This is a genomic window from uncultured Ruminococcus sp., from assembly GCF_937915125.1.
Classification (GTDB): Bacteria; Bacillota; Clostridia; order Oscillospirales; family Ruminococcaceae; genus Ruminococcus_C.
In genome coordinates this window covers 1-26,072 of sequence record NZ_CALDMP010000023.1, presented here as the reverse complement: position 1 = coordinate 26,072, position 26,072 = coordinate 1, and the positions used below count along the sequence as shown (strand labels likewise).

At 52.5% G+C, this 26,072-nt stretch carries 24 protein-coding genes; 6 read left to right on the top strand and 18 right to left on the bottom strand.

The window, feature by feature from the left end; all coding sequences use genetic code 11:
- Positions 1-231: 231 nt before the first annotated feature.
- The 10 genes from Q0418_RS02605 to Q0418_RS02560 all read right to left on the bottom strand — a co-directional run bounded on the left by Q0418_RS02605 (position 232) and on the right by Q0418_RS02560 (position 10,981).
- Complete coding sequence (locus Q0418_RS02605; protein WP_298481984.1) at positions 232-1,185, bottom strand: polysaccharide deacetylase family protein; 954 nt, start codon at positions 1,183-1,185, stop codon at positions 232-234.
- 192 nt (positions 1,186-1,377) lie between these two features.
- Positions 1,378-2,013 carry a regulatory protein RecX gene (locus tag Q0418_RS02600; RefSeq protein ID WP_298481983.1) on the bottom strand — a complete coding sequence of 212 codons (636 nt, stop codon included), beginning with the start codon at positions 2,011-2,013 and terminating at the stop codon, positions 1,378-1,380.
- Between the two features lie 6 nt (positions 2,014-2,019).
- On the bottom strand, positions 2,020-3,255 hold the full coding sequence (recA, locus tag Q0418_RS02595; protein ID WP_298481982.1) for a recombinase RecA: 1,236 nt from the start codon (positions 3,253-3,255) through the stop codon (positions 2,020-2,022).
- A 68-nt stretch (positions 3,256-3,323) separates the two neighbouring features.
- Positions 3,324-3,638, bottom strand: a complete 315-nt coding sequence (locus Q0418_RS02590) for a hypothetical protein (protein ID WP_298481981.1) — start codon at positions 3,636-3,638, stop codon at positions 3,324-3,326.
- Positions 3,639-3,922: 284 nt separating this feature from the next.
- The gene (gene prmC, locus Q0418_RS02585; RefSeq protein ID WP_298481985.1) at positions 3,923-4,765 is read right to left on the bottom strand and encodes a peptide chain release factor N(5)-glutamine methyltransferase; all 843 of its coding nucleotides are present in this window, start codon (positions 4,763-4,765) and stop codon (positions 3,923-3,925) included.
- The gene (locus Q0418_RS02580; RefSeq protein ID WP_298481980.1) at positions 4,765-5,739 is read right to left on the bottom strand and encodes a DUF1385 domain-containing protein; all 975 of its coding nucleotides are present in this window, start codon (positions 5,737-5,739) and stop codon (positions 4,765-4,767) included. The genes prmC and Q0418_RS02580 overlap by 1 nt, the downstream gene beginning before the upstream one ends.
- 189 nt (positions 5,740-5,928) lie before the next feature.
- The gene (locus Q0418_RS02575) at positions 5,929-7,365 is read right to left on the bottom strand and encodes a HAMP domain-containing sensor histidine kinase (RefSeq protein ID WP_298481979.1); all 1,437 of its coding nucleotides are present in this window, start codon (positions 7,363-7,365) and stop codon (positions 5,929-5,931) included.
- Positions 7,355-8,053, bottom strand: a complete 699-nt coding sequence (locus Q0418_RS02570) for a response regulator transcription factor (RefSeq protein WP_298481978.1) — start codon at positions 8,051-8,053, stop codon at positions 7,355-7,357. The genes Q0418_RS02575 and Q0418_RS02570 overlap by 11 nt, the downstream gene beginning before the upstream one ends.
- Positions 8,054-8,243: 190 nt before the next feature.
- Positions 8,244-9,542 (bottom strand): hypothetical protein, encoded by a 1,299-nt coding sequence (locus Q0418_RS02565; protein WP_298481977.1) that lies wholly within the window; start codon positions 9,540-9,542, stop codon positions 8,244-8,246.
- A gap of 59 nt (positions 9,543-9,601) precedes the next feature.
- On the bottom strand, positions 9,602-10,981 hold the full coding sequence (locus Q0418_RS02560) for a citrate synthase (protein ID WP_298481976.1): 1,380 nt from the start codon (positions 10,979-10,981) through the stop codon (positions 9,602-9,604).
- 431 nt (positions 10,982-11,412) lie between these two features.
- Here Q0418_RS02560 and spoIID point away from each other — a divergent pair, with 431 nt between their 5' ends.
- Positions 11,413-12,453 carry a stage II sporulation protein D gene (gene spoIID / locus Q0418_RS02555; protein WP_298481975.1) on the top strand — a complete coding sequence of 347 codons (1,041 nt, stop codon included), beginning with the start codon at positions 11,413-11,415 and terminating at the stop codon, positions 12,451-12,453.
- Positions 12,454-12,842: 389 nt separating this feature from the next.
- Positions 12,843-13,259: an Rrf2 family transcriptional regulator gene (locus Q0418_RS02550; protein ID WP_298481974.1), complete on the top strand. Its 417-nt coding sequence runs from the start codon at positions 12,843-12,845 to the stop codon at positions 13,257-13,259.
- A 50-nt stretch (positions 13,260-13,309) separates the two neighbouring features.
- Here the strand turns inward: Q0418_RS02550 and Q0418_RS02545 are convergent, their stop codons facing one another.
- The 4 genes from Q0418_RS02545 to Q0418_RS02530 form a co-directional block, all read right to left on the bottom strand.
- Positions 13,310-13,951 (bottom strand): hypothetical protein, encoded by a 642-nt coding sequence (locus Q0418_RS02545; protein WP_298481973.1) that lies wholly within the window; start codon positions 13,949-13,951, stop codon positions 13,310-13,312.
- A gap of 21 nt (positions 13,952-13,972) precedes the next feature.
- Positions 13,973-14,740 carry a hypothetical protein gene (locus Q0418_RS02540; RefSeq protein ID WP_298481972.1) on the bottom strand — a complete coding sequence of 256 codons (768 nt, stop codon included), beginning with the start codon at positions 14,738-14,740 and terminating at the stop codon, positions 13,973-13,975.
- 439 nt (positions 14,741-15,179) lie between these two features.
- Positions 15,180-16,583 carry a zinc-ribbon domain-containing protein gene (locus tag Q0418_RS02535; protein ID WP_298481971.1) on the bottom strand — a complete coding sequence of 468 codons (1,404 nt, stop codon included), beginning with the start codon at positions 16,581-16,583 and terminating at the stop codon, positions 15,180-15,182.
- Positions 16,584-16,605: 22 nt separating this feature from the next.
- Positions 16,606-17,658: a zinc ribbon domain-containing protein gene (locus Q0418_RS02530; protein WP_298481970.1), complete on the bottom strand. Its 1,053-nt coding sequence runs from the start codon at positions 17,656-17,658 to the stop codon at positions 16,606-16,608.
- A 689-nt stretch (positions 17,659-18,347) separates the two neighbouring features.
- On the opposite strand from Q0418_RS02530, the gene Q0418_RS02525 reads away from it, so the two are divergent.
- From Q0418_RS02525 to Q0418_RS02515, 3 genes are all read left to right on the top strand, one after another.
- On the top strand, positions 18,348-19,028 hold the full coding sequence (locus Q0418_RS02525; RefSeq protein ID WP_317336794.1) for a response regulator transcription factor: 681 nt from the start codon (positions 18,348-18,350) through the stop codon (positions 19,026-19,028).
- Positions 19,025-20,743: an ATP-binding protein gene (locus Q0418_RS02520; RefSeq protein WP_298481968.1), complete on the top strand. Its 1,719-nt coding sequence runs from the start codon at positions 19,025-19,027 to the stop codon at positions 20,741-20,743. Before Q0418_RS02525 ends, Q0418_RS02520 begins: the two co-directional genes overlap by 4 nt.
- Before the next feature lie 141 nt (positions 20,744-20,884).
- On the top strand, positions 20,885-21,190 hold the full coding sequence (locus Q0418_RS02515) for a hypothetical protein (RefSeq protein WP_298481967.1): 306 nt from the start codon (positions 20,885-20,887) through the stop codon (positions 21,188-21,190).
- Here the strand turns inward: Q0418_RS02515 and serS are convergent.
- The 3 genes from serS to Q0418_RS02500 form a co-directional block, all read right to left on the bottom strand.
- Positions 21,165-22,448: a serine--tRNA ligase gene (serS, locus tag Q0418_RS02510; protein WP_298481966.1), complete on the bottom strand. Its 1,284-nt coding sequence runs from the start codon at positions 22,446-22,448 to the stop codon at positions 21,165-21,167. The genes Q0418_RS02515 and serS overlap by 26 nt on opposite strands.
- A 245-nt stretch (positions 22,449-22,693) precedes the next feature.
- Positions 22,694-23,530 carry a ParB/RepB/Spo0J family partition protein gene (locus Q0418_RS02505; RefSeq protein ID WP_298481965.1) on the bottom strand — a complete coding sequence of 279 codons (837 nt, stop codon included), beginning with the start codon at positions 23,528-23,530 and terminating at the stop codon, positions 22,694-22,696.
- Positions 23,527-24,348 carry a ParA family protein gene (locus Q0418_RS02500; RefSeq protein ID WP_298481964.1) on the bottom strand — a complete coding sequence of 274 codons (822 nt, stop codon included), beginning with the start codon at positions 24,346-24,348 and terminating at the stop codon, positions 23,527-23,529. The genes Q0418_RS02505 and Q0418_RS02500 overlap by 4 nt, the downstream gene beginning before the upstream one ends.
- Positions 24,349-24,498: 150 nt before the next feature.
- Between Q0418_RS02500 and Q0418_RS02495 the strand changes: the two genes are divergently transcribed.
- Complete coding sequence (locus Q0418_RS02495) at positions 24,499-24,696, top strand: hypothetical protein (protein WP_298481963.1); 198 nt, start codon at positions 24,499-24,501, stop codon at positions 24,694-24,696.
- A 20-nt stretch (positions 24,697-24,716) separates the two neighbouring features.
- Here the strand turns inward: Q0418_RS02495 and Q0418_RS02490 are convergent, their stop codons facing one another.
- A complete protein-coding gene (locus tag Q0418_RS02490) occupies positions 24,717-25,535 on the bottom strand; it encodes a ParB/RepB/Spo0J family partition protein (RefSeq protein ID WP_298481962.1) in 819 nt (272 codons plus the stop codon).
- Positions 25,536-26,072: the final 537 nt, after the last annotated feature.

The window sequence follows — 26,072 nt, the reverse complement described above, 5'->3', positions numbered from 1 at the left end:
ATGCAAGCATATGACGTGCAAAGCCGTCAGGCGCTCTTTGTGCGGTGTTGCCTTATGTGTTATCCCTCCCCTTTCAAAGGGAGACTCTATTCTGGCTCCCCTGAAAGGGGAGCTGGCAGTGCGAAGCACTGACTGAGGGGTTTTTGGTGTTATCGTAATGGAATGGTGTTTACAGCGGGCGGATAATATCCGCCCCTACAGATCCATCGCCCCAGGCGATACCATCATTCCTCATTCCGCATAAGGTGCAACCTTATATCTGGGGTTGTCGGGATGCATGGAAAAGACCACCATGCCGTTTTCCACATCCAGTCCCCGGGCATCCGTCAGTTCGCTCAGGGTCACAAGCTGATAGCCCTGCTGCACCAGAGACGGCACGATCTGTGCCGCTGCCGCTGCGGTTTCCGGGTAAATATCGTGCATGAGGATCACATCCCCGTCCTCCACTGTCTGCAAAACGGCTGTGACTGTGGCAGCCGTATCCCGTGTTTTCCAGTCCTTGGTATCCACAGACCAGTATGCCAGACCCATGCCCACATGGCGCTGTACATTGTCATCAAAAGCGCCGTAGGGCGGTCGGAGCCAGCGAGGATAATACCCCACAGCGGCATAAATGCGGTCATTCCCCTGCTGCACCGCTGTCTGGAACTGTTCCGGCGTATCCTTTGTCAGATCGGAATGGTCATAGGTATGATTCCCGATCTCACAGCCCATGGAGACTGCACGCTCCATGACCAGAGCAGTTTCGTCGCTGATGTTCCTGCCGATGACAAAAAACGTGGCACGGGCGCTGTTGGCTTCCAAGGCATCCAGGATGTCGTTGGTATAACCGCCGGGGCCGTCATCGAAGGTCAGGGCGACCATGGGCAGAGACGGGTCAATGTCCGCACTCCCGGCAGGAACTGACGGAGCTGGCATGGTCACCGGGACAGTCGTTGTGGTAGTTGTGGTTGTTGTGGTAATCGTGGTCGTTGCGGATGTTGTTGTGGTCGTGGGTATGGTTGTGGTTGTGAGGGCTGGGGTAAATGCAGCTGTGCCGGTTTCCGCCGGAGCTGCCGCCATCACTGCCGCTTCCGTCTGTCTGGAAATGGCATGTTTCGGCGTCTCGATTTTAGAGCACGCACCGCCCAGCACAAAAACCGCAGCCATGACACATGCTCTCATGATACGCTGTCGATTCTTCATAACGTTTTCCCTTCTGTCGGTATTGATACGTTTTGGGTTTATGATGCCCCTCCCCTTTCAGAGGAGGCTTTATTCTGGCTCCCCTGAAAGGGGAGCTGGCAGTGCGAAGCACTGACTGAGGGGTTTTTGGTGTTATCGTAATGGAATGTTGTTTACAGCGGGCGGATAATATCCGCCCCTACAGACACATCCTCATTCCTCATTCATAGAAACTTCCTCGAAGAATGTACGCACGGCGGCGTTGATCTGGTGGAACCCATACCCTTGGCGCACCAGTGCCGCCTTGCCCTTTTCCACTGTCCTGCGGTCGTCGGGGTCGAGAAAATATTTCCGGTATTTCCGGCAGATCAGTTCCATGAGGATTTCCTCTGTCCGTTCCCCATAGGGTTCCAGTGCCTCGTCGATCTGGGCATCCAGAAGCCCCCGGCGGCGCATTTCCTGTCGGGCACGGTAGAATCCGAAATGTTTTACTTCGATATAATGATGGGCTGTCTGTTCCGCATAGACCCGGTCATTGATCTGACCGTATTTCGCCAGACGGTTCACCGTGGCATAACAGACGGCTTCGGGATATTTGGGCTCCAGCTTATGGAACATTTCCTGATAGCTATAGCCCCGGCTGTCCAGCAGATAGCAGGCGTACTGATAGGCTTTCCGGGCAAGCTCTGCCTGCTGCACCTTCTCCCATTCTGCCTGCGTCAGCTCCATATCCTGCCGCAGCTGAAACCGCTGGACAATGGACACGTGCAGAAAATACAGTTCCCCGGAATCGTCCAGTTCCAGTTTCCAGGTGTTCCCCTTATGGGAACCCAGGGTAGTGATACGCATGGCAGATTAGGTGGGATCGAATTCCTCGAAGTCATCCTCTGCGCTGACTTCCAGGTTTTCGCTGGTGTCCACTGTCTCGAATGCGCCCTCTGTTTCCGGTGCGCCATCCTCGGCAGTACCATCGAAATCGCCGTCTGCTTCGGCAGCCTTTGCCGCTGCTTCTTCCAGCTTGGACTTCTTCTTTTTCTTCTTGGCAGCTTCTGCGAGGGCTTCTTTCTGTTCCATGATCTTGCCCTCGATTTCCTTCATCAGCTCGGGATTTTCCTCAAAGAGCTTCTTGACATTTTCTCTGCCCTGCCCCAGCTTCTGATCGCCGTAGCTGTACCAGGAGCCGCCTTTTTTGATAACGCCCAGTTCTGTTGCCACGTCCACCACTTCGCCGGTGCGGGAGATACCCTTGCCGTACAGGATGTCAAATTCACATTCCCGGAAAGGCGGCGCTACTTTGTTTTTGCTGATCTTCACCTTGGTGCGGTTGCCGATCTGGTTTGCGCCTTCTTTGATGGGTTCACCCCGGCGCACTTCCATGCGGACAGAGGCATAGAATTTCAGAGCACGGCCACCGGGTGTGGTCTCCGGGTTGCCATACATGGTACCGATTTTTTCACGTACCTGGTTAATGAAGATCGCCACGCAGTGGGATTTGGAGATCACGGCAGTGAGTTTGCGCATGGCCTGGGACATCAGGCGTGCCAGCTGTCCCACGTGGCTGTCGCCCATTTCGCCGTCAATTTCCGCCTTGGTGGTCAATGCGGCAACGGAGTCCACGACCAGCACATCAATGGCACCGGAGCGCACCAGTGCTTCGGCAATTTCCAGCGCCTGTTCGCCGCTGTCCGGCTGGGATACCAGCAGGTTGTCGATATTGACACCCAGTGCTTCGGCATACAGAGGATCCAGGGCATGTTCTACGTCAATAAAGGCAACTTCGCCGCCCAGTTTCTGTGCTTCGGCAATAATATGCAGTGCCACGGTGGTTTTACCGGAGCTTTCCGGGCCATAGAGTTCAACGATACGGCCTCTGGGCACGCCGCCGATCCCCAGCGCCAGATCCAGCATCATGGAACCGGTGGGAATGGCTTCTACATTTAGGTTGGTCTTGTTTTCGCCCAGCCGCATGATGGCACCGGTGCCGTAGGTTTTGGTGATATGGGCAATGGCACTCTGGAGGGCTTTTTTCTTTTCCTCCTCAGTTTCCGGCATGTTAATGACAACTTTTTTCTTCAGATCTGCTTTTGCCATAATGGTTCCTTTCTATTTTGTAATATTTTAACTGGCTTTTTCATACGCCATATCATAAAGAATATTTCTTACCCACCTTCAAAAAGGTTGCTTGGCAATGAAGTTTTTTGATCCAGCAATTTTTCAAAAATGCTGGCGAGGTCCAGGGCGAGGAGCCCTGGTCGCCGCCCGCAGGCGGCGAAATACCCCGGCGCATCCTTTTGCGCCGCGGAGAAAAGGGGTGAGAAAAGCGACAGCTTTTCGAGGGGGAAGCGTACAAGACCGCTTCCCCCTTGTAAACCCTTTTCATAAAGCGGAATTTTGAAAACGTTCCGGTGGAACGTTTTCAACGAAATTAACTTTTCATTGTTGCAGTATGGACTGTATTCTTGACTGCGTTGCAAACGTCCCACCGGGACGTTTGCAAAATTTTACTGAATCAGATGGTTTCACAAGGAGGGGCGGTCTTGTTCGCCCCTCCTCGAAAAAGCTGTCGCTTTTTCTCACCACCCTCTCCGTGCGCCAAAGCGTGGCGCAGGGTGTTTCGCCGTCTGCGGACGGCGACCAGGGACGCCTTCCCTGGACCCTGCCAGGGCTACTCGCCCTGGACCTCGCCAGCTGTGCTCAGCTGGACCAGCAGTTCGGGCTGCCTTTTTGTGGGCGGCAGCGTATGTATCGGGGTTTTTGGTTACTGCTTTTTTCCGATGACTACCCTGTCAATGCCTGCCAGATCGGAAATGATCCGGCACTGGCAGAATCCTGCCTGTTCTAACATCTCTTGCACTGCTTGCCCCTGTCCCATGCCAGTCTCATAGACCAGCCAGCCGTCTTTTTTCAGATATGCCTTCCAGATCGGGGTCAGGTTCCGGTAAAATGCCAGCCCATCCTTACCGCCCAGCAATGCCGTCTCCGGCTCAAAGGTCACTTCCGGCTGGATCTGTGCCATGTCCTCCTCCGTCAGATAAGGCGGATTACAGGTAATAACATCATATTGCTCCCCTGCCAGTATCGCCGGAGGCTGCAATGCATCCCCGGCATGGATACGAATCTGGGGCGCATGACGGCGCAGATTCTGCCGCAAATAGGGCAGTGCCTGCTCCGACAGTTCCACGGCATCTCCCGTGACATGTTCCAGATGGGCTGCGATGGCTGCCGGAATACAGCCCGAACCGCTGCACAAGTCCAGCAAATGCGTTCCTTCCGCACTGCGGCGCAGTTCCAGCACGGTTTCCACCAGAGTCTCCGTATCCTGCCGTGGAATCAGTACACCCTCTCCCACAGCGAATTCCAGCCCGAAAAATTCCCAGTTGCCGCAGAGATATTGCAGCGGCTCATGAGCACAGCGGCGTTTTGTCAGCTGCGCCAGATGTTCCGCCTGGGCTTCGGTCAGGGGCGTTTCCGGGAGAAGCCCGGCGCTGCCGGATATGCCAAGCACGGTTTCTACTAACACCCGGCTCTCGAATCGTGCGGATTCCAGACCAGCCTCTTCCAGCTGCTGCTGGGTGAACCGCCGTGCCTGTGCAGGGGTCATTACCACTTGTCGTCCTCCATATCATCAGGAATGCAAGGCTTCAATGCGGCAATGGCGCATTCGATCTGGGATGCGTCCGGTTCTCTTGTAGTGATGCGCTGGATCTGCAGTCCCGGCCAGGAAAGGGCACGGGTCAGCCAATTATTGCTCCGTCCGGCAATGCGGATGAATTCATAGGAAATGCCTACCACCAAAGGCAGCAGCAGGATGCTGATAATCACACGGGGCAGGGTCTGGTACACAGGCACAATACACATGACCAGAATACTGACGATCAGGGTAATAAAGATAAAGCTTGTGCCGCAGCGAGGGTGGAATCGGGTGTGTTTCTTGACGTTTTCCACCGTCAGCTCTTCCCCGGCTTCATAGCAGGCAATGGTCTTATGCTCTGCGCCGTGGTATTCATAGGTGCGGCGGATATCTTTCATAAGCCCGGTGCACGCCATGTATGCCAGGAAGATGGCGATCTTGATGATGCCCTCCAGCAGAGAGCGCACAAAGCGGCTGTCATCGGGAATGGGCGTATGGGCAATGAGCTGACCGATGAGGAATTTCGGCAGAAAGACAAAGAGACCCACAGCAAGGGCAATGCCGATGATCATGCCGATGGTCATGATGATGCCGAAGAGCTTGTCCCCCAGCTTGTCCTCCAGCCACTGTTCAAAGCGGCTCATTTCTTCCTCTTCTTCCTCGCCGTCCTCGGGCATCTGCTTTTCCGCCGACTTTGTGAGACAGCGATAGCCGTCCTTCATGGACAGCACAAAGTTAAAGCTGCCACGCACAAGGGGACACTTCCGGTACCAGGGCATATGTTTGCCGTTGTTCTCCTCCCATGTCTCCACGTCGATCTCGCCGTTGGGCAGACGGCACGCCATAGCGCCTGTATCCGCGCCTTTCATCATGATCCCCTCGATCAGCGCCTGTCCGCCGATCTTTGTCATATGCTTGGGGTTTTCTCTGGGTTGTTTTGCCATTTGGTATTCCTTTCTGATTTTACAATGTGACCATATGCAGTATGTATTGATGTAGGGGCGACCATTGGTCGCCCTGAACCTCGCCAGCTGTGCTCAGATGGACCAGCAGCCTGGGCTGCCTTGACCAGTTGCATTAAGCCTCCCCTGAAAGGGGAGGGGAACCATTGCACAGCAATGGTGGAGGGGTTTTTATGCATTCTTCCTATGATTCTCGATGGGTAGCGTGATGGTCACGTTTGTGCCTACGTTCAGTTCGCTGGTGATATCCAGTCTGCCGCCGTGCATGGTGATGATCTCATCTGCCACCGCAAGTCCGATGCCCGATCCCCGGCGGGTGTGATTCGCCTTGAAAAACTTCGTCTTGACACGGGGCAAATCGGCTGCGCTGATGCCCACACCGTTGTCTGTAATGGTCACCTGTATCATATTCCCCACCTCCTCGGCGCTCACCGTAATGGTGCTGCCGGGATTGGAGTATTTGATGGCGTTGTCTATGACATTGATGAACACCTGGCGGATGCGATTCTTGTCCCCATAGACAAAGGGGAGCATTTCCGGCTCCTGGTAGATAATGCGGATGTTCTCCCGGTTCGCCTTTTCCGTGTAGATCAGCACAGCGTCTCCCAGTTCCGCCAGCACATCCATGGTGGCGCACTGGAGCGAAAACCGTCCGCTCTGCATCCGGGAAAAGTCCAGCAGTTCCTCTACCATTTCCGATAGACGCTCAGTCTCGTTGACAATGACATGCACTCCACGCTGCACCGTATCCGGGTCGGCTTCCATACACATGGTCTCCGCCCATCCCTTGATGGCAGTCAGAGGCGTCCGCAGCTCGTGGGAAACGGAGGAGATAAACTCGTTTTTCATGTTCTCCGTATTGGAAAGCTCATCCGCCATCTGGTTGATGGACACGCAGAGATCCCCGATCTCATCGTTGCTGCTGCTGTCGATGCGCACAGAGAAATCGCCCTTTGCGAATTTCCTTGTGGTGGCGTTGATCTGTTTGATAGGACGCACAATGGAGCGGATGAAATACACACCCGTCACCACCAGCAGCAGGAGCACACCCATACAGATGACCGTAACGCCGATGATATAGGTGCGCAGGGTCGCCTGCACCTGCTCCAGAGAAGTCACCACACGGATGGCGTTGTATTCCGTGCTCAGGTCGGAAATATCCACGGAAACTGCCATAATGGTTTCGTCCCCCAGCTTTCCGATCCAGTAGCCGTCGCCGCCTTCCATGGCATCCTCATAGTCGGGCATTGCCGCCCCGTCTGCCGGGGTGAAGCCCGATGAGGTGAGCACCACTCTTCCACGGGCGTTGATCGCCATGAGTTCCATCTTGTCCTTATCGGAAAAGTTCTCGATGGTGCTGCGCATTTCCGTGGAGAAATTCATGTCCGCATCCTGGGAATAACGGCTCAGCACGCCGGTGACAGAGCTGATCTTGGTGTTCAGATACTGCTGGGATGCGCCGTAGTAATAGCTCTGGATGGCATAGATAAATGCGAATTCCAGCACCAGCAGCACCAGGGTGATCAGCCCCAGGTTATTCATGACCCACCGGCGTGTGATCGTCCCCCGCACCGGTGTGGTTTTTCGTTTTCTGCGTTTATTTGTCATTCCATTTATATCCATATCCCCAGATGGTAGTGATGTAGTGGGGCTTGCTGGGTTCTTCTTCGATCTTCATGCGGATGCGGCGGATGTTTACGTCCACGATCTTGTCGTCTCCGAAATAGCCGTCGCCCCAGATGTGGTTCAGGATGCTGGCACGATCCAATGCCGTGTTCTGATTGTTCAGGAAATACTCCATGATCTGATATTCCACCTGGGTCAGGTCAATGAGTTCTCCGTTTTTGGTGACGGTACGGCTTTTCAGATTCAGGGTAAAGGGGCCGCTTTCGATAATGGGAGATTGTTCGTCCTTGATGAAGCTCATGCAGACACGGCGGTAAATGGCGTCCACACGGGCGGTCAGCTCCGAGGGCGAAAAGGGCTTTGTGATATAGTCGTCTGCCCCGAACATGAGGCCGCTGACCTTGTCCATTTCCTGGGTGCGGGCAGTGAGCATGATAATGCCGATGGTAGAGCTTTTTTCCCGGAGCTTTTTGCAGACGGTAAATCCGTCGATGCCGGGCATCATAATATCCAGCAGGACAATATCAAAATTGCCGTGCTCCTCTTCAAATACACGCAGTGCATCCTCGCCGCAGCCGACATCGCAGACGTCATAGCCGGCACGCTTCAGATTGATCACCACAAAGTCACGAATGACATCCTCGTCTTCGCAAACCAGAATCCGTTTCATGACGTAATGTCTCCTTTCTTTTTGTTGTCCGGATCGTCTGGATCCGGGATTGATTGGGGGTATTTCACGTACAACCCCTCCACCATTGCTGTGCAATGGTCTCCCTCCCCTTTCAGGGGAGGCAATTTCAGGCTCCCCTGAAAGGGAATCTGGCAGTGCGAAGCACTGACTGAGGGGTAATATGCTACATCTAACTTAAAAATAGAAACTGCACCATCAGTTCCTGCCAGGACAGTGCCAGAGCATCCCCGGTCTCAGCAGTGCGCATATAATAGGCAGCCTTGCCCCGGGTGTGGAGCAGCTGGTAGCCGTCCGACTCCCGTTCTTCCTGTTCCTCCTCTGACTGTGCGACGCCATAGCGCAGCAGTTCGGTCATATGATCGTTGATCTCGCCGTCATAGCAGCAGAACACGATGTCTCCTGTGAGTGCGTCTGTGACTGCCGTCACGGTGCCGTACCATTCCAGCGGCAGAAAGAACATACAACCGTCATTGAGACTGAAATAGCCCCTCGCCTGTTCCGTCAGGGATGTGCCGGAGACACCCAGCCACCGTGTCATGCGCACCTGCTCGGAGGAATCGCTGCTATAGCCGGGAAATGGCTCCTGCACGGGAATTTCCACAGTGCCGTTTCCGTCCACATCCATGGAAAGATAGCCCACAGAGCGTGCCGTCTGTGCCGCAGTATCAGCATCGGGCAGCACATAGGAGAGAGTACCCTCTCCCATGGTGAGTATCTCCGTCTGAAGAGAGGACGGACTTGTGGCACCGTCAATATAAATGCCCGTCTGTCCATCCGGCAGCATGCCGTAGATAACCTGGCTGAAATCCGTGAAGCCGGCACGCAGCTCCAGCTTTCCGCTGTCGGCAATGGCATCTTTTTGCAGACGGTACACCGCTGCGGAAGATGTCGAACTATCCGATGCTTTCCCCAGCACCAGCAGTTCCTGGCAGCTGTCGCTGTCCAGATCTGCCACATCGAACATGGTATATGCCGTGGTGAACATCTGTTCCAGGGCATTCTCGCTGTAGTGATAGACCGTGAGAGACTTATCCGACTGATCCACGCCGCTATAGCCGATGAAGATCTGGTTCTGGGCGTTGTCTCCCATGGGAGAGATCACAATGCGTTCCACCTCTGCCCCGTCTGCGGGACGGTCACAGACGGACATCCACGCCTCTTCCACCTGGTCGAGGATACTCAGGCGCAGTCCGTTTTCCGCCGCAGCAAGACTGGTTTTCTTATAGAACACCAGCGCCTCGTCCTCGCCGTCTGCATCCAGATCGGCTACGGTAAAGGCAGAGAGATTTGTGCCGGCTCTGGGATATTGCAGGGTAATGGCACTCCCCACGGCATTCTGCAATGCCACATAGATCTGCTGCTGTTCCTCGCTGAGGCTGGGCGGTTTCAGAAGAGAATCCACCGATCCTCCCAGGGTACAGCCTGTCATGGTCAGACAGCAGAACAGGCAAAATGCGGCTGGCAGCATCAGCCGCCGCCGCATTCCGACGTTTTGAACTTTTCCGCCCGGGAAATGCGGACGCAATCTTACTTGTCCCGATCGCATAAGGGTACATACTCCTTTGGTTTCGCAATCGCCTTGTATGCCGGACGAATGATACGCTTTCCGGTGAGGATCTCCTCCATCCGGTGGGCAGCCCAGCCCACCATACGTGCTGTGGCAAACAAGGGCGTGAACAGTTCGTCCGGGATCCCCAGCATCCGGTACACCAGACCGGAATACATATCCACATTGGCACAGACTGCCTTGTCGATACCGCGCACGGACTTCATGAGTTCCGGCGTCAGGGTCTCGATGAGATCCAGCAGCTGGAATTCCCGTTCGATCTCCTTCCCTGCCGCAAGTGCCATTGCCTTGCGCTTCAGAATTACCGCACGGGGATCGGACAGGGTGTATACGGCATGACCCATACCATAGACGAGACCGGAGCCGTCGTTTGCCTCCTTGCGGAGGATCTTGGTGAGATAGTCTGCCACTTCGCCCTCGTTATCCCAGTGCTTTACATGGGCTTTGATATCGTCCAGCATCTGGATCACCTTGATATTGGCGCCGCCGTGACGAGGACCCTTCAGGGAATTGATCGCCGAAGTGTACGCAGCAAAGGGATCGGTGCCGGAAGAAGTTGCCACACGGCAGGCAAAGGTGGAGTTATTACCGCCGCCGTGGTCAGCGTGCAGTGCCAGCAGGGTATCCAGCAGTTGTGCCTCTGCCTTGGTGTAGGAACGGTCATTCCGGATCAGGGACAGAATGGATTGGGCTGTATTTTCCTCCGGCCGCAGGGGATGCATAATGAGGCTTGCATTGTCGTATTTATGCCGCTTCGCCTGATATGCGCCGTCCATAAGAATGGGCATCTTTGCGATCAGATCCAGGGCAATGGTCATCTCGTCCTCCAGCGTAGTATTCTCTGTGATATCCGAGTAGGAATAGAGGGAGAGAATGCTCCGGGCGAGCTTATTCATGATATTGTTAGAAGGAGATTGCATGATCGAATCCACCAGAAATCCCGGCGGCAGCTCACGGCGCATCCCCAGAGAACGTGTCATGCGCTCCAGATCGGCACCGTCCGGCAGCCTGCCGAACAACAGCAGATAGGCAACTTCTTCGAATACATAGCGATCCTCCCGCTCTGCATTTTCGATCAGGTCGTTGATATCATAGCCCCGGTAGATCAGCTGGCCGGGAATGGGCTGGCGTTCGCCCTCATTCATCACATAACCGTGTACATTACAGATCCGGGTGATCCCGGCAATTACGCCGGAACCGTCTGCGTTTCGCAGACCGCGCTTGACATCGAATCGTTCATAATAGTTGGAGCCGATCTGGGAATACTCCACCAGATCCTTGCATAAATTTTGAATATCCGAATCTTCAATGCTTTGGTTGTATATCAGCTGCGGTGTCATAACGATTACCTCCTTGTTTTGGTTTCTCAATTGCTTTTCTGTGTGTTTGGATGGGGGTGGGTGTTTTGTTGTAAACGTCCCACTGGGACGTTTACAAGGGTTATGTCGTTGGAATGGTTTCACAAGGCGGGGCGGTCTTGTTCGCCCCGCCTCGAAAAAGCTGTCGCTTTTTCTCACCACCCTCGACCCGCGCCGGAATACGGCGCAGGGTGTTTCGCCGCCTGCGGGCGGCGACCAGGGCTCCTCGCCCTGGACCTCGCCAGCATTTTTGAAAAATTGCTGGACCAAAAAACTTCATTGCCGCCTGCGGCGATAAAGTGCAGCAGGAATGCCCCTCCCCTCTCAAACTATACCTTTTATTATACACGAAAAGGACGCATCTGTCAATCATTTTGAAGCAACTGCAAAAGAAAAGAAAGAGCGTGGCGAAAATGAAAAAATATCTGATGATCTTAGGCGGTTTTACCGGATTTTTATTCCTCATTACGGCGATTCCCACCCAGCTTCTGGGACAGACACCCCGGGCGGCAAATCTGGGCACTGCCACGGAGACAACCCAGATCTCCACAGAGGAATCGGAAACGGATCTCCCCACAGCGGAAACAGAACTTTGCAGCAGCTATGCCATGCTGGACATTACCAGCGGCAAGGTGGAGGAAATTTCTGTGCGGGAATATCTCATCGGCGCAGTCTGTGCGGAAATGCCGGCAACCTTTGAGTCAGAAGCCCTCAAAGCCCAGGCAGTGGCTGCACACACCTATGCAGAACGGCAGCATCTGCTGGAGCAGAACGATCCCACACCGGCGCTGTACGGTGCGGATTTCTCCAACGACAGCAGTCAGTATCAGGCATATTTTACGGAAAATCAGGCGAAGCAGTACTACGGCGAGAACTTCGACTCCTGCTACAGCAAGATCAGTGATGCAGTGGACGAGGTGCTCCCCTATCTCCTGGAATATGAAGGAACGCCCATTATTGCGGCATTCTGTTCCATTTCCTCGGGTACTACGGAAAGTGCAGAAACGGTCTGGGGCAGCCGGGTGGATTATCTGGTCTCGGTGGAAAGTAGTGCGGATACCACGGCGCCCCGATACCTGGAGACAAAGGAAATGGCGGCGGACGAGTTCCGGGAGATCGTGTCGAAGATCCTGCCGGATGCCGTATGGGACGATGACCCGGCAAAGTGGGTTCAGCTGGGGGATACTTCCGAAGCCGGTACGGTGCTGACGGTGACAGTGGGCAGACAGGAGCTGACGGGGCAGGAGTTCCGGGAACTGCTGGATCTGCGGTCGGCGGCGTTCACGGTGGAATATGCTGACGAGAAACTGACCTTTACCACACGAGGGTATGGGCACGGCGTGGGCATGAGCCAGTACGGGGCAAATGCTATGGCAAAGGATGGTGCCGGCTGGCAGGAGATTCTGGCGCATTATTATCCGGGCACAGAGATCACAGAGGGAACATTTCAGTGATTTTTTACCCCTCCACCATTGCTGCGCAATGGTTCCCCTCCCCTTTCAGGGGAGGCTTTTTGTACAGTATCAAGGCAGCCCAGGCTGCTGGTTCAGGGACAGCGTCCCGGTGGGACGTTTTCAACGAGATTCTCTTACTTATCAGAATGGGTTTACCAACGGGCGAACAGTGGTCGCCCCTACATTTTTTGCTGTTCTTGTGTGACACTGTACATGGTTTTCCACAGAGTTTTCAACTTCTTGACAGATGTTATAAACATTCCAACACTGATTTTTAGAAATTCGATAGAAAACTGTCGGGAAAAGGCTTGAAATCATACGAAACCTATGGTATAATTAGAATACAACCAGTTATCTTGAATTGCAATTACCATGGAAAGGATGATTTTATGAAAATATCTACCCGGGGAAGATATGCGCTGCGGTTTATGCTGGATCTGGCGCAGCATGAGGGAGACAGCGGATATGTTTCTCTTCAGGACGTGGCGGAACGGCAGGGCGTTTCGAAAAAATACCTGGAACAGATCGTCCCGACCCTCAACAAGGCAGGGATGCTGAAAGCCAACCGGGGATATCAGGGCGGCTATCGCCTCACAAAAACGCCGGCGGAGTACACCGTTGGTGATATTCTCCGGGTCACAGAGGGAAACCTCGCTTGTGTCGCTTGCGTTCTGCCTGGTGCGGACGAGTGTCCCAGGTTGACAGATTGTCTCACCAGAAATGTCTGGAAGGGGCTTTATGAGACAGTGACAAATTATCTGGACAGCATGACATTGCAGGATATTCTGGATCAGAAAACTGCGTAAAATAAGAGCAAAAAACGGGTGAACCCATGAAAAAAGTTCACCCGTTTCTTTTATTCTTGCGAGGAGCCGCCTTTCAGTTCTTCGCTGTCCTCAGACATGAGATACCACTTCTCCCCGATCTTGCCCAGGGTAGGATATACCACATCGCTGCCGGTCTTTGCACTGCCGGTAAAGGTCAGCTGTACTTCCAGGGTCACTGCCTCTGAGACAGCGGCGCCGTCATTGCCCAGAATTTCTTTCATATCGGAATTCCATTCGTCCAGACCCTCCTGCCCCTGCTGGGACATGCCGGCGATCTGGTAGGATACCTTGACATCGGTGCCGTATTCCGACTGCCACTCTGACATGGTGTTATTGCAGCCCTCGGCAAAATTCTCGATGACTTCCTCTTCCGTTTTGTCATAGGTCTCCAGATAATACGTCCAGTATTCCGGGGGTGCCATGATCTGGGACATGGTTTTTCCGTCACTGGAGACAATTGCGCTGTAATAGGCAGACAGGGTCTTTTCATAGCCGGAGGTATCCGGTGCAGCTGCATCCTTCTCCTTTTCCTTTTGAAAATACAGGATGCCCCCCAGAACAAGGGCTGCTGCTGCGAGAATCAGAAGGATTCCCGCCAGGAGACGGATAATGCTGCTTTTTTTCTGCTGCTTCTCCGCCTGATGCTGATCTCTGGTCACTTTTTTTGCCATACTTCTCCTCCATCCCTGCTGTTACCAGGCATTATAGCCGTCATACTGGCAGACATAGTCGATATCCTCCATTGCCTCCATACAGCACCAGCGGCTGCCGATCTTTACAAAGGTGGCGTTTTCCGATGCCTTTGTTCCCCCGTCATTGATGAAGATCTCTGCTTTGACTGCCGATTTGATTTCCACGGAAATACCATAGGACGTTTTCAATTCCTGCTCCAGTTCAGACAGTGCATCGGCGTCAGTGATCTCCTTTGCAGAAAGAATCTCATAGGACATCCTGCCCTCTGTGCCGTAATTTTTATTCCAGCTGATAAAATAATCCCGCATCATTTCTTTTACATCACGGCGTGTTGTCTCATAGCTGTTTTCCAGATGGTCCATGAATGCATCGGGCACCAGCGCCACATACATGCTGCCGCTTGCACGATCCACGCCTTTGACATAGCGATATGCCGCCAGCTTATAGCCGCCCAGAAAGACCTGGTACAGAACGATGCCCAGGATCAGCACTGCCAGCACACAAAGGCTGACAATGCGTCGCACCAGGCGGATGTGTTTTTCCTGCGCCAGGCGTTCTCGTTCCCTGGGATCCTGGGTGGCAATGCCATCAGTCTTTTCCTCACCACCGGAGGAGGAGAGAAAGGGCATGGAGAAAGTCGCCGGTTCCTGGCTTGCAGTTTTTTCCGGAGCCGTTTCGTCCTGTTGTTTCCGGGGCAGGATCTCGCCGCATTCAGGGCAGATCACTGCACGCTCCGGGGCTTCATAGCCGCAATGTTCACATTTCATGGTTTTTGAATCTTCCTTTCACGGGGTGGATGGCAATTAAGAATAAGCTCTCAGCATACTTCTACTTTCAATCGCTATGACAATTACTGTAATAATACAGAACCAGATATAGAAGCAAAATCCGTTGTAAACGTCCCACCGGGACGTTTACAAAATTTCACTGGATCAGATGGTCTTACAAGGCGGGGCGGTCTTGTTCGCCCCGCCTCGAAAAAGCTGTCGCTTTTTCTCACCACCCTCGACCCGCGCCGGAATACGGCGCAGGGTGTTTCGCCGCCTGCGGGCGGCGACCAGGGCTCCTCGCCCTGGACCTCGCCAGCATTTTTGAAAAATTGCTGGACCAAAAAACTTCATTGCCGCCTTCGGCGAGGTCATGTTTTCTGTCATATTGGCATAGCACACAGCGTCATAGAAATGTCACTTTCCTTTTGCCCTGTCCTTATTCCGCATAGTAATAGCAGGCGTTTGCATAGTAGTACATGACGTCATAGACATACCAGCTGTCCCCGATGTGGGTCATGGTCACATAGCTGGACTCTTCACTGTCTGTACCAGCATTTGTAATGGTCAGATCCAGATAAATGTCTTTTGCTGCATCGCCGGCAAGACCGTATTCCTCCAGTCCATCGTTCAGATCAGACAGGTCGCTTTCTTCATAATCCTCTGTATCTGTCACGACAACCTTTGCGCTCAGCTCCGAAGTAGTGTCATATTCCGACAAAATCATTTCATTCAGATACTGCTCCAGATATCCCTCTGCTTCACTTTGGGAGAAGCCGTACTGATCTTCCATGAAGTCCCACCAGGTATCCGGTACAAAAGTGGACATTGTCGCTGCATCAGACTGGAGCAGTGCATTCCAGTATGTTTCCATGGTCTCGCCGTATTCTGCCTGGTATTTTGCAGCAGCGGCATAATCGCCATCACAGACGATCTCGAAATCGGACATTGCAGAAACATTGTACCACTCGCCGTCAATTTTTACTATCCACATTGCAAAGCTGTGATCCTCAGAATCCGTTGCACCGCTAACAGTTGCATCCATGCCAATGCCGATACCGCTGGAAATCTTCAGACCGTACTGATCTGTCACTTCACGGACATCATCCAGGGAATCTGTGTCACCCATACCGTACTGTACCCCGGTCTGAGACCATTCATAGGACAGACCGCCGCCCAGCAATTCTGCATTTTCTTCCAGATAGAGATTCATGCCGGCAATTGCCTCTTCCTTGGTGATATCATAGGTGTCGGCAATGTAATCCCAGTACTCATCCGGCACCATTTCTGCAAATGCCTCGCCGTCGCTGTTCACATAGGCATCCCAGTATGCGTTCACAGACTCAGCGCCCCGTTTTCCCATGGAAAAACCAATGCCGAACAGACAGGCAACAACGATGACGATCAGCAGGATGGGAATGCAGATCAGCAGGATAATGGGCCAGATCTTCTTCTTTTTCTTCGGCGGCTGATTCATGGGCGGTATGGGGTTCATGGTGGGGTCATAAGTACCGGCGTTGGGGATTGCACCGGGAATGGGATTGGATGCGCCGCCGGGCATTGCGCCGAAGGGTGCACCTGTGTCGCTGCCCGGTACTGCGCCGGGATTGGGAATGGGTGCGCCGGTGGGAATATTCCCCGGCATGGGAGACGGCGCAGCTTCCGGTGTCGGTGCAGCTGTATCTACGGAAACAGATTCGGGCACAACGTCCGGCATTGCTTCCGGCACAGCCTCAGGCACTGCCGCCTCCGGTACAGCTGCCGCAGCCTCCATAGGATTGCCGCAATTGGGGCAGAACTTCTTTCCTTCTTCTACTTCAAAACCACATTGTTTACAATTCATATGCATTCTCCTTTATCATTTGTCAGTCAGCCACTTTTGTGCCGCAACTGGTACAGAATTTATTCTGGGCAGGTACTGTCTTTCCGCAGACAGGGCAGACTTTTTCCGGTGCAGCAGCAGGTTCAGCCGGTACAGCGGTTTCGTCCATCTTTGTGCCGCAGCTGGTGCAGAATTTATACTGCGCCGGCACTTCTTTTCCACAGACAGGACAGGTTCTGGCAGATACAGCTGCAGCTGCCGGAATTTCCGGTTCAGCTGTGGGTGTGGCTGTTTCCTCTGCCGGAACAGCTGTCGGAACTTCCGGCTCAGCTGTGGGTGCAGCTGTTTCCTCTGCCGGGGCAGGTGTCGGAATTACCGGCTCAGCTGTGGGTGCAGTTGTTTCTTCTGCCGGAACAGCTGTCGGAATTACCGGCTCAGATGTAGGTGCAGCTGTTTCCTCTGCCGGGGCAGGTGCAGGAATCACTGCTGCCGGTGCGGGAATGGGATTTGCTGCTGTTTCTGTCTGTGCCGGTACAAATCGTGTGCCGCATCCGGTACAGAACATAGCACCCGGTGTTCTGGGCTTTCCGCAGTTCTGGCAAAGCTCCACGCCCCCGGCAGACTGCTGTGCCGCTGCCTGCTGGGCTGCCTGTTGTGCTTGTTGTGCCGCCTGCTGAGCTGCCTGCTGTGCTGCACGCTCTGCGGCTTCTTTTGCAGCACGTTCTTCTGCAAGCTGCTTTCCCACCGGATTTTCTGCGCCGCACTTGGTACAGAACAGCACAGTCTCCGGAATCTCTGCACCGCAGCCCTGGCAGATCAGCAGGTGCTTGTTTTTCCGGATCTGCTCCCGGTATTCCTCAATTTTCTCCTGGCTTGCTGCAATGGCGTCCAGGTATTCCTGAAATTCCGGTTCTGCATCCTTTTCATGAAGCTCCGCATATTTTTTTCCGATGTTCAGATATGCGGCATTCATATTGCGCTCCTCATCGTTGATGAGACCGTTCAGGCGGATGGTGTCTGTGGAAGATTTTGTCTTTTCCACAACGGTGTGGGTCGTATCTGTGATGGTTTTTCCCAGCTTATCAAAAAATGACATATGTTCCTCGCTTTCTCTGGTCTGCCCGGGCGTATTCTTCTGACAGTCTGTGCAGACCGTTGCCTGTGCGGCAGGATCCTGCCGCAGCCTATGGGAGTGTCTCTCTGGATACTGCGGAAATATGCCCCGGCTTTTCCGGGTTATTTCTGCTGTTTGCAGACAGACGTGCTATTTTATATTATACTATATTTCATGATATCTTGCAAGCTTTTTTTCCATTCTTTCACACATTTTTCCTATTGTAATCACGCAGAAGGGATGGGAGGGATTTTTGGGGAGGAAATTGCTTTGAGGTTCTTCTCCCGTTGATTGACCATGTAAATCGACTTTTGGTTTAAGGCAACACCGCACAAAGAGCGCCTGACGGCTTTGCACGTCATATGCTTGCATATTTTCCGTCATATTTCGCAAAAATGCTCGTGAATACACAAAGTATTCACTGCGCTTTTTGCTTCATCTGACGAAAAATCTGACATAGTTTATGCTCGTAGAGTACATCTGACGCACAATCTTTGTGCGGTATTGCCTTAACATTATGAGCATCCTTTTTAAAAGCAAATTGTGCCAATTGCCTTGATTTTTCCAGAAATATGTGGTATACTGTACGAAATTGCATTGCCTTAAGATTATTTCAATTTATATGCAGTACAATGATGATGGGATATTTTCACTTCATTATAGAAAGGATGATGATCTTGAATATTCTTGTAGTAGAGGACGAGGTGCAGCTTGCTGATACCCTCGCAGAAATTCTCAGGCGAAACAAATACAATGTAGACGCCGTTTTTGACGGCGAAGATGGTCTGGAATATGCCCGTACCGGCATCTACGATTGCATTTTGCTGGACATTATGCTGCCGGTGCGCAGCGGCATTGAGGTGGTTCAGATCCTCCGGAAGGAGAAAAACTCCACGCCTATTATGCTGCTGACGGCAAAATCCGAGGTGGAAGATAAGATCCAGGGGCTGGACTGCGGTGCAGATGATTATCTCACAAAGCCCTTTTCCACCGGCGAACTCCTGGCACGTATCCGTGCTCTCACCCGGCGCAAGGGCGAAGTTGAGGTGGATTATCTCCACTTCGACGAGCTTCGGCTCAGCCGTCAGACATATGCGCTGACCCAGGGAGAAAACAGCATGAAGCTCAGTCTCAAGGAATATCAGATCATGGAGATCCTCATGTCCAATCCCGGACAGATCATGCCGAAAGAACGTTTCATCGAAAAAATCTGGGGGTATGAAAGCGATGTGGAATATAACAACATCGAGGTCTATATCTCCTTCTTGCGGAAAAAGCTGGCTGCCATTCAGTCCACAGTACAGATCAGGACGGCACGGGGCATTGGCTATTTCCTGGAGAAAAAGGCATGATCCGGCGTGTGCGGCGGCAGTTTATTCTCATCACCATGGCCATGCTGACGGCACTGCTTATGGTTCCTCTGGTGGCACTCAATGTGATCACAGAAGCCATGAGCTATAACCAGACAAAGGATCTCCTGGAGCAGATCGCCGTCAGTGAAGCTGCCATCCAGGAAAACGAACTGGCTCCTCCTGAAGATATGCCGCCGGAATTCCAGGAGCCCCAATCCAGCGATACCCAGGATGCCGCAGTCACTTCGTCTGCGGAAACCTCTGGCAGCACAGAGACAGAAACGGTGACGACAGCAGCAGTTACCGAAGCGCCCCAGGCAGTCCAGACCGGACTCCATTCTTCTGCCCCAGGGACACAGCCGGTACAGACAAAACCGGCAGCAACAACCACACGGCCTGTTTCACGTGAAACAACGCCCCAAGCCACAGCGCCGCCTCCTCAAACCAGACCGGAGCAGACCATTCCGCCCAGACCCTGGCCGGAGGAGCCGGATGTACCGGATGAGCCAGACGATCCCTATGAAGATTGGGAACCCCATGAGCCCCACGACCCGGAATATCCATGGTACGGCGCTGTCCAGGATACATTAAACATTGCACCCATGGCAATGCTCCGTCTCACCAACGGAACCGGTGCCGTCCGCCTTTCCTCCGGCACGGAAGCGTCCATGCCCATGGATGAAAAAAACGACGAACGACTGCCCATGCGTAAAAGGGAGAAATCTGTCACCATCGACCACTTTCTCTGTTTTGCCGACGAAAGCGGAAATCTCACCCGCATGGATGGCACCAATGACTATTCCCGTGAGGACGGACAGATGCTTCTGAATTATGTGGTGGAAAACAATGCGATCGACGGAAAATATGAAAGTCTGCAATTTTTTCGCAAGGACTTCACCGGTGGTTTTGTCGTGGTTTTTTCCGATCGGAGTGCAGATCAATTGCTGCTGAAAAAGCTGCTCTCCGTGAGTATTCTGGTTTTTATCCTGATGGAATGCGTGGTGTTCTTTCTCACCATGATTCTGACAAAACGTGCCATGCGCCCTATGCAGGAAACCTTTGAGCGCCAGCGGGAATTCATCTCCGATGCTGGTCATGAGCTGAAAACACCGCTGACCATTATTTCTGCAAATGCAGAAATTTTGCAGGACGAGATCGGGCCGAACAAATGGCTCAGTTACATCCAGTCACAGACGGAACGCATGCGCACCCTTGTCAGCGATATGATGAATCTGACCAAACTGGAAATGGGTGATCCACGGAAGGAGTTTGCAGCATTCTCCCTTAGTGCGGCTATCTCCAGTGCCGCGCTCCCCTTTGAGAGCCAGGCATTTGAACAGGAGAAAAAGCTGGTGATGGATATCCAGGAGGACTTGCAGTATACGGGAAATATGGAGCAGATTGTTCAGCTTGCGGCGATTTTCATTGACAATGCCATCAAGTACAGTGACGAGCACGGCGAGATCCGGGTGACGCTCCAGCAGGTTCGGGATAAGAAGATTCTGAAGATTTTCAATACGGGAAAAGGTGTTACGGAAGCGGAAAAGGAGAAGATTTTTGAACGTTTTTACCGGAGCGATTCCTCCCGGGCACGCCAGACAGGCGGCTATGGGCTGGGGCTTTCCATTGCAAAGAGCATTGCGGATACCCATCGGATCAAGATCCAGGTGGAATCTGAGTATGAGCATTGGATCTGCTTCATTCTGACGTTTTAAGATGATTTTCGACAAAGCATCTTTCCACACTTTTCAACAGTCAAAAAATTCAAAGAAAATAAAACCGCCGAAATCCACGTGATTTCGGCGGTTTTTGTATATTTTTAATCCAGCAGATTTTCCACAGCGGAAGTTTAAAATGTGGAAAACTATGTTTATACAAGGCTGCAGCTCCTCACGCCGCAGGCGGCAATGAAGTTTTTTGATCCAGCAATTTTTCAAAAATGCTGGTGGGGTCAAGGGGCAAAGCCCCTTGTCGCCGCCGCAGCCCTGGACCTGCGCCAGCCCGATGCCCAGCGGAAATGGCATCGGCAAACTCGCCCTAAAGATGGCGAGCCAGCTGGGCTCAGCTGGACCAGCTTGCCATGCAATCTTTTTGCAGATGGGAGAGAATGTATTCTTGTGTTACAAATACTGATTTTTATTCCGGGCGAATGCAGTCGGTGAACATGTAGCGCTGGAGCGGCTCGGGAATACGGATAGAACCGTCCTCGTTCAGGTTGTTCTCCAGAAATGCAATGAGCATACGCGGCGGTGCCACAACAGTATTATTCAGGGTATGTGCAAAGTACTTATTGCCGTCCTTATCCTTGACACGAATGCCCAGACGTCTTGCCTGTGCATCTCCCAGGTTGGAGCAGCTGCCCACTTCGAAATACTTCTTCTGACGAGGAGACCATGCTTCTACGTCAATGCTCTTGACCTTCAGATCAGCCAGATCGCCGGAGCAGCACTCCAGTGTGCGCACCGGAACATCCATGCTGCGGAAAAATTCTACGGTGTAACCATACATCTTATGGAACCAATCCATACTCTCCTCCGGCTTGCAGACAACGATCATCTCCTGCTTTTCGAACTGGTGAATCCGATATACGCCACGCTCCTCAATGCCATGTGCGCCCACTTCTTTCCGGAAACAAGGAGAATAGCTGGTCAGGGTCTTGGGCAGTTCCTCCTCCGGCACAATGGTATCGATGAACTTGCCGATCATGGAGTGCTCGCTGGTTCCGATGAGATAGAGATCCTCGCCCTCGATCTTGTACATCATGCCTTCCATTTCCGCAAAGCTCATTACACCGGTAACCACGTTGCTGCGAATCATAAAGGGCGGAATATAGTAAGTAAAGCCCTTGCTGATCATGAAATCACGGGCATATGCCAGAATGGAAGAATGCAGGCGTGCAATGTCACCGCAGAGATAATAGAAGCCGTTGCCGCTGGTTTTCCGGGCAGCATCAATATCAATGCCGTGGAGCTTTTCCATAATGTCCACATGATAGGGCACTTCGAATTCCGGCACAAAAGGTTCGCCGAAGCGCTGTACTTCCACATTCTCAGAATCGTCCTTGCCGATGGGTACGGAATCGTCAATAAAGTTCGGGATCACCAGCATGATTTCCCGGATACGTGCGGACAGCTCTGTTTCCAGCTTTTCCAGTTCCTCCAGCTTTTCGCCGATGGCACCCACTTCTGCCTTGACAGCTTCTGCCTCATCCTTTTTGCCCTGTCCCATAAGTGCGCCGATTTTCTTGCTGATGGTTTTCCGCTGGCTGCGCAGTTCGTCGCCCTGTACCTTTGCCTCACGGAATTTCTTGTCCAGTTCTGCCACTTCATCGACCAAGGGCAGCTTGTCGTCCTGGAACTTTTTGCGAATGTTTTCCTTCACTTTTTCCGGATCATTCCGGATCCATTTGATATCGATCATGGTTGCTTTTCCTTCCTATTTTCAGGGAGAATCCTCCCATTTTATATTTGTTTCACGTGAAACATAACTGTAAAACACACATCGCCGCAGGCGGCAATGAAGTTTTTTGATCCAACAGCTTTTCAAAAATGCGGGCGAGGTCAAGGGCGAGGAGCCCTGAACCTGCGCCAGCCGGGCTCAGCTGAACCAGCTTGCCTGGGCCGCCTTGATTGGAAAGTGAAACACTGATTCTTTTGGTGAAACACTCATTCTTTCGTTAGCCGCTGCGCCAGTGCTGCAAGGTCTTCCTTATCGTAAAATTCCAGATTCAGTGTGCCCTTATTTTTTCCATAGGACACGGAGACACGCCGTCCCAGACGTGCTTCCAGGCTGATCTCGATTTCCGTAAAGAAGCTATCCTCCTTGATAAGCGGCTGAGGTGCAGTCATTTTCGCCTCATTGGCGGCGATCTTCTCCACCGCACGCACCGTTAGCTTACCCTGAGAAGCTTTCACTGCCGTATCCAGCAGCAGATCATCATCATGGATTCCCAGCAATGCACGAGCATGTCCGGCGCTCAGATCGCCCTGTTCTACCATCTTCTTGATGCCAAAGGGCAGCTTCAGCAGACGCAGGGAATTTGCCACTGCGCTCCGGGATTTTCCCACATGCTTCGCCACTTCATCCTGGGTCATATTGAACTTTTTCATAAGCTGGTCATAGCCATTTGCCTCTTCCATGGGGTTGAGGTTTTCCCGCTGCAAATTCTCGATCAGGGCGATCGCCATAGTCTCTTCATCGGACAGCTCCCGGATCACCACAGGCACTTCATCCAGCCCCAGCATCCGGGCTGCACGCCAGCGGCGTTCTCCGGCAACGATCTGATAATTCAACCCCAGAGGGCGCACCAGAATGGGCTGGATCATGCCATACTGCTGAATGGAATCCGCCAGAGTCTGGATAGATTCTTCACTGAACTGCTTTCTGGGCTGATCCCGGTTCGGCTCCAGTTCCGAAAGGCGCAGTGTTTTTTTTACCTGCACATCGGCAGCATTTTCGTCATAGAGAAAATCCAGACCGCTGCCCAATCCGCCAATTGTCATTCGCTTTCACGCTCCCTTTTCTTTCCGAATACCAGCATCCGCCGCTTTTTCTCCGGCGGCTTCTCTCCCAGAAGTTCCATGCCAAGCTGCATATACGCCTCCGCACCCTTGGAAAGACGATCGTAATACATGACCGGTTTGCCGTGGCTGGGGGCCTCTGAAAGACGCACGTTCCGGGGAATTTTCGTCTGGAACACCTTTCCCGGAAAATACTTTTCCACTTCCTCTTCCACCTGTCGTGATACATTCAGCCGGGGGTCAAACATCACGAACAGAATGCCGCCGATGTCCAGCGTAGGATTATAATTGCTCCGCACCACCTTAATGGTATTGGTCAGCTGGGACAAGCCCTCCAGAGCATAGAACTCCGCAAGCATGGGGATCAGCAGCTTATCCGCCGCCACCAATCCATTAATGGTGAGCAAGCCCAGCGCCGGCGGACAGTCAATGAGAATGTAGTCATAATCCAGCTTACAGGTCAGAAGCTGCATTTTCAGGCGGTTCATGCGGTTGTCCATATTGGACAGCTCCAGCTCTGCACCCGCAAGGGTATTCCGTGCCGGCAGGATGCTGACATTTTCAAAGGCAGTTCGCACGATTGCCTCCTGGATGCTGTTTTTTCCGATGAGCACCTCATAGGCTGAAGCTTTCAGATGCTTTTTCTTGATGCCGAATCCCGTGGTAGTGTTGCCCTGAGGGTCAATATCCACGCAGAGCACTCGTTTTCCCCGGGAGCCGAGATATGCGCCCAGGTTGACAACTGTTGTGGATTTTCCCACGCCGCCCTTCTGATTGGCTACTGCATACACCATACTCACGCTGTTTCTTCCTTTCTGCGCATAAATTTTAAGGAAGCACTGATTAAATCTGGTGCGCAGATTGTACTCTGCAAGCATAAACTGCATCAGATTTTTCGTCAGATGAAACAAAAAGCGCAGTGAATACTTTGTGTATTCACGAGCATTTTTGTGAAATATGACGCAAAAGATGCAAGCAAGATGCGTGCCAAGCCGCAAGGCGTGATTGAATCAGTGATTCCTAGAGAATGTTATCTTTATTATAGCATGATTTCTGCCGGTTGTAAAGGCTTTGGGGAAATTTTTTGGGAAAAAGAGCGAGAAAATGTTTCACGTGAAACAAAAAAAGCAGGGCAGCGTTTCACGTGAAACATTGCCCTTGCTGAACATTATTTCTTCTCCCCGATAGGGATCCGCACCCGGTATTCGATATAATCCTCCCGCTGGATCTTCTGGGAATCCGCCTTGATGCCGGCAGCCTGCATGGTCTCTACGGCTTTGGTGATGGTATTCACGAAGATCCGCACGTTCTGGAACACCTTGCTGCGCTTTTTATAGCTTTCCCGGCTCTTTTTCTGACCGATCATTTCCTCTACGGCGGCTTCGGTTTTCTCCACGTTCAGATTCTGCTTGACGACTTTTTCCAGAACCGTCAGACGTTCGCTGGGAGATGCCAGCCGCAGCAGTGCCCGGGCGTGGCGTTCGGTGAGGTTGTATTTCATGATTACCTCCCGTTCCTCCCCTGTCAGGCGCAGCAGGCGCAGTTTATTGGCAATGGTACTCTGCGCCTTTCCCAGTTTTGCAGCAGCATCCTCCTGGGTCATGCCGTAGTATGTAATGAGTTTTTCAATGGCGCTGGCTTCGTCGAAAAAAGAAAGATCCTGCCGCTGGATATTCTCTACCAGTGCCATAATGGCGGAATTTCGGGAACTGATATCCAGAATAATGCAGGGCACGGCGTGCATTCCTGCCAGCTTTGCCGCACGGAGACGGCGTTCTCCGGCAATCAGTTCATAGCGGTCATTTCCCCGGCGGACGGTCAGGGGCTGTAGGATGCCGTTCTGCATAATACTCTCTGCCAGCGACTGGATATCTGCCAGATCGAATTCTGTCCGGGGCTGGTGGGGATTGGGGACGATCTCGCTGATTTCCACTTCGACAATACGGTTGATGGGTTTCTCACGGGTGAAGGTTAAAAATCCTGCCATAGTAACTTCCTTTCGCAATGGGCGTTTCCCTCTGTAGTTTTATTGTAGCAGATTCGGGAAATGATTGCCAGAGAAAAAAAGTTGGGTTTTCACGGAAAAAGCCAGGATTTTCGGGATATTTTCGCATAAACATCCACGATTCGGGAGATTCCTGCAAATTATGCAAGGGCATCCTGTCAAAATCTGCGATAATTTCTTTGCATAACCACCACGCCGCAGGCGGCAATGAAGTTTTTTGATCCAGCAATTTTTCAAAAATGCTGGCGAGGTCCAGGGCGAGGAGCCCTGGTCGCCGTCCGCAGACGGCGAAACACCCTGCGCCGTACTTTCGGCGCACGGAGAGGGTGGTGAGAAAAAGCGACAGCTTTTTCGAGGAGGGGCGAACAAGACCGCCCCTCCTTGTAAAGCCATTTCATCAAGTTAAATTTTTCAAACGTTCCGGTGGAACGTTTGAAACGAGATTTGTTTTACTCAGAAAATATAAGGCAATACCGCACAAAGATTGTGCGTCAGATGCGCCGTCAGATTTTTCGTCAA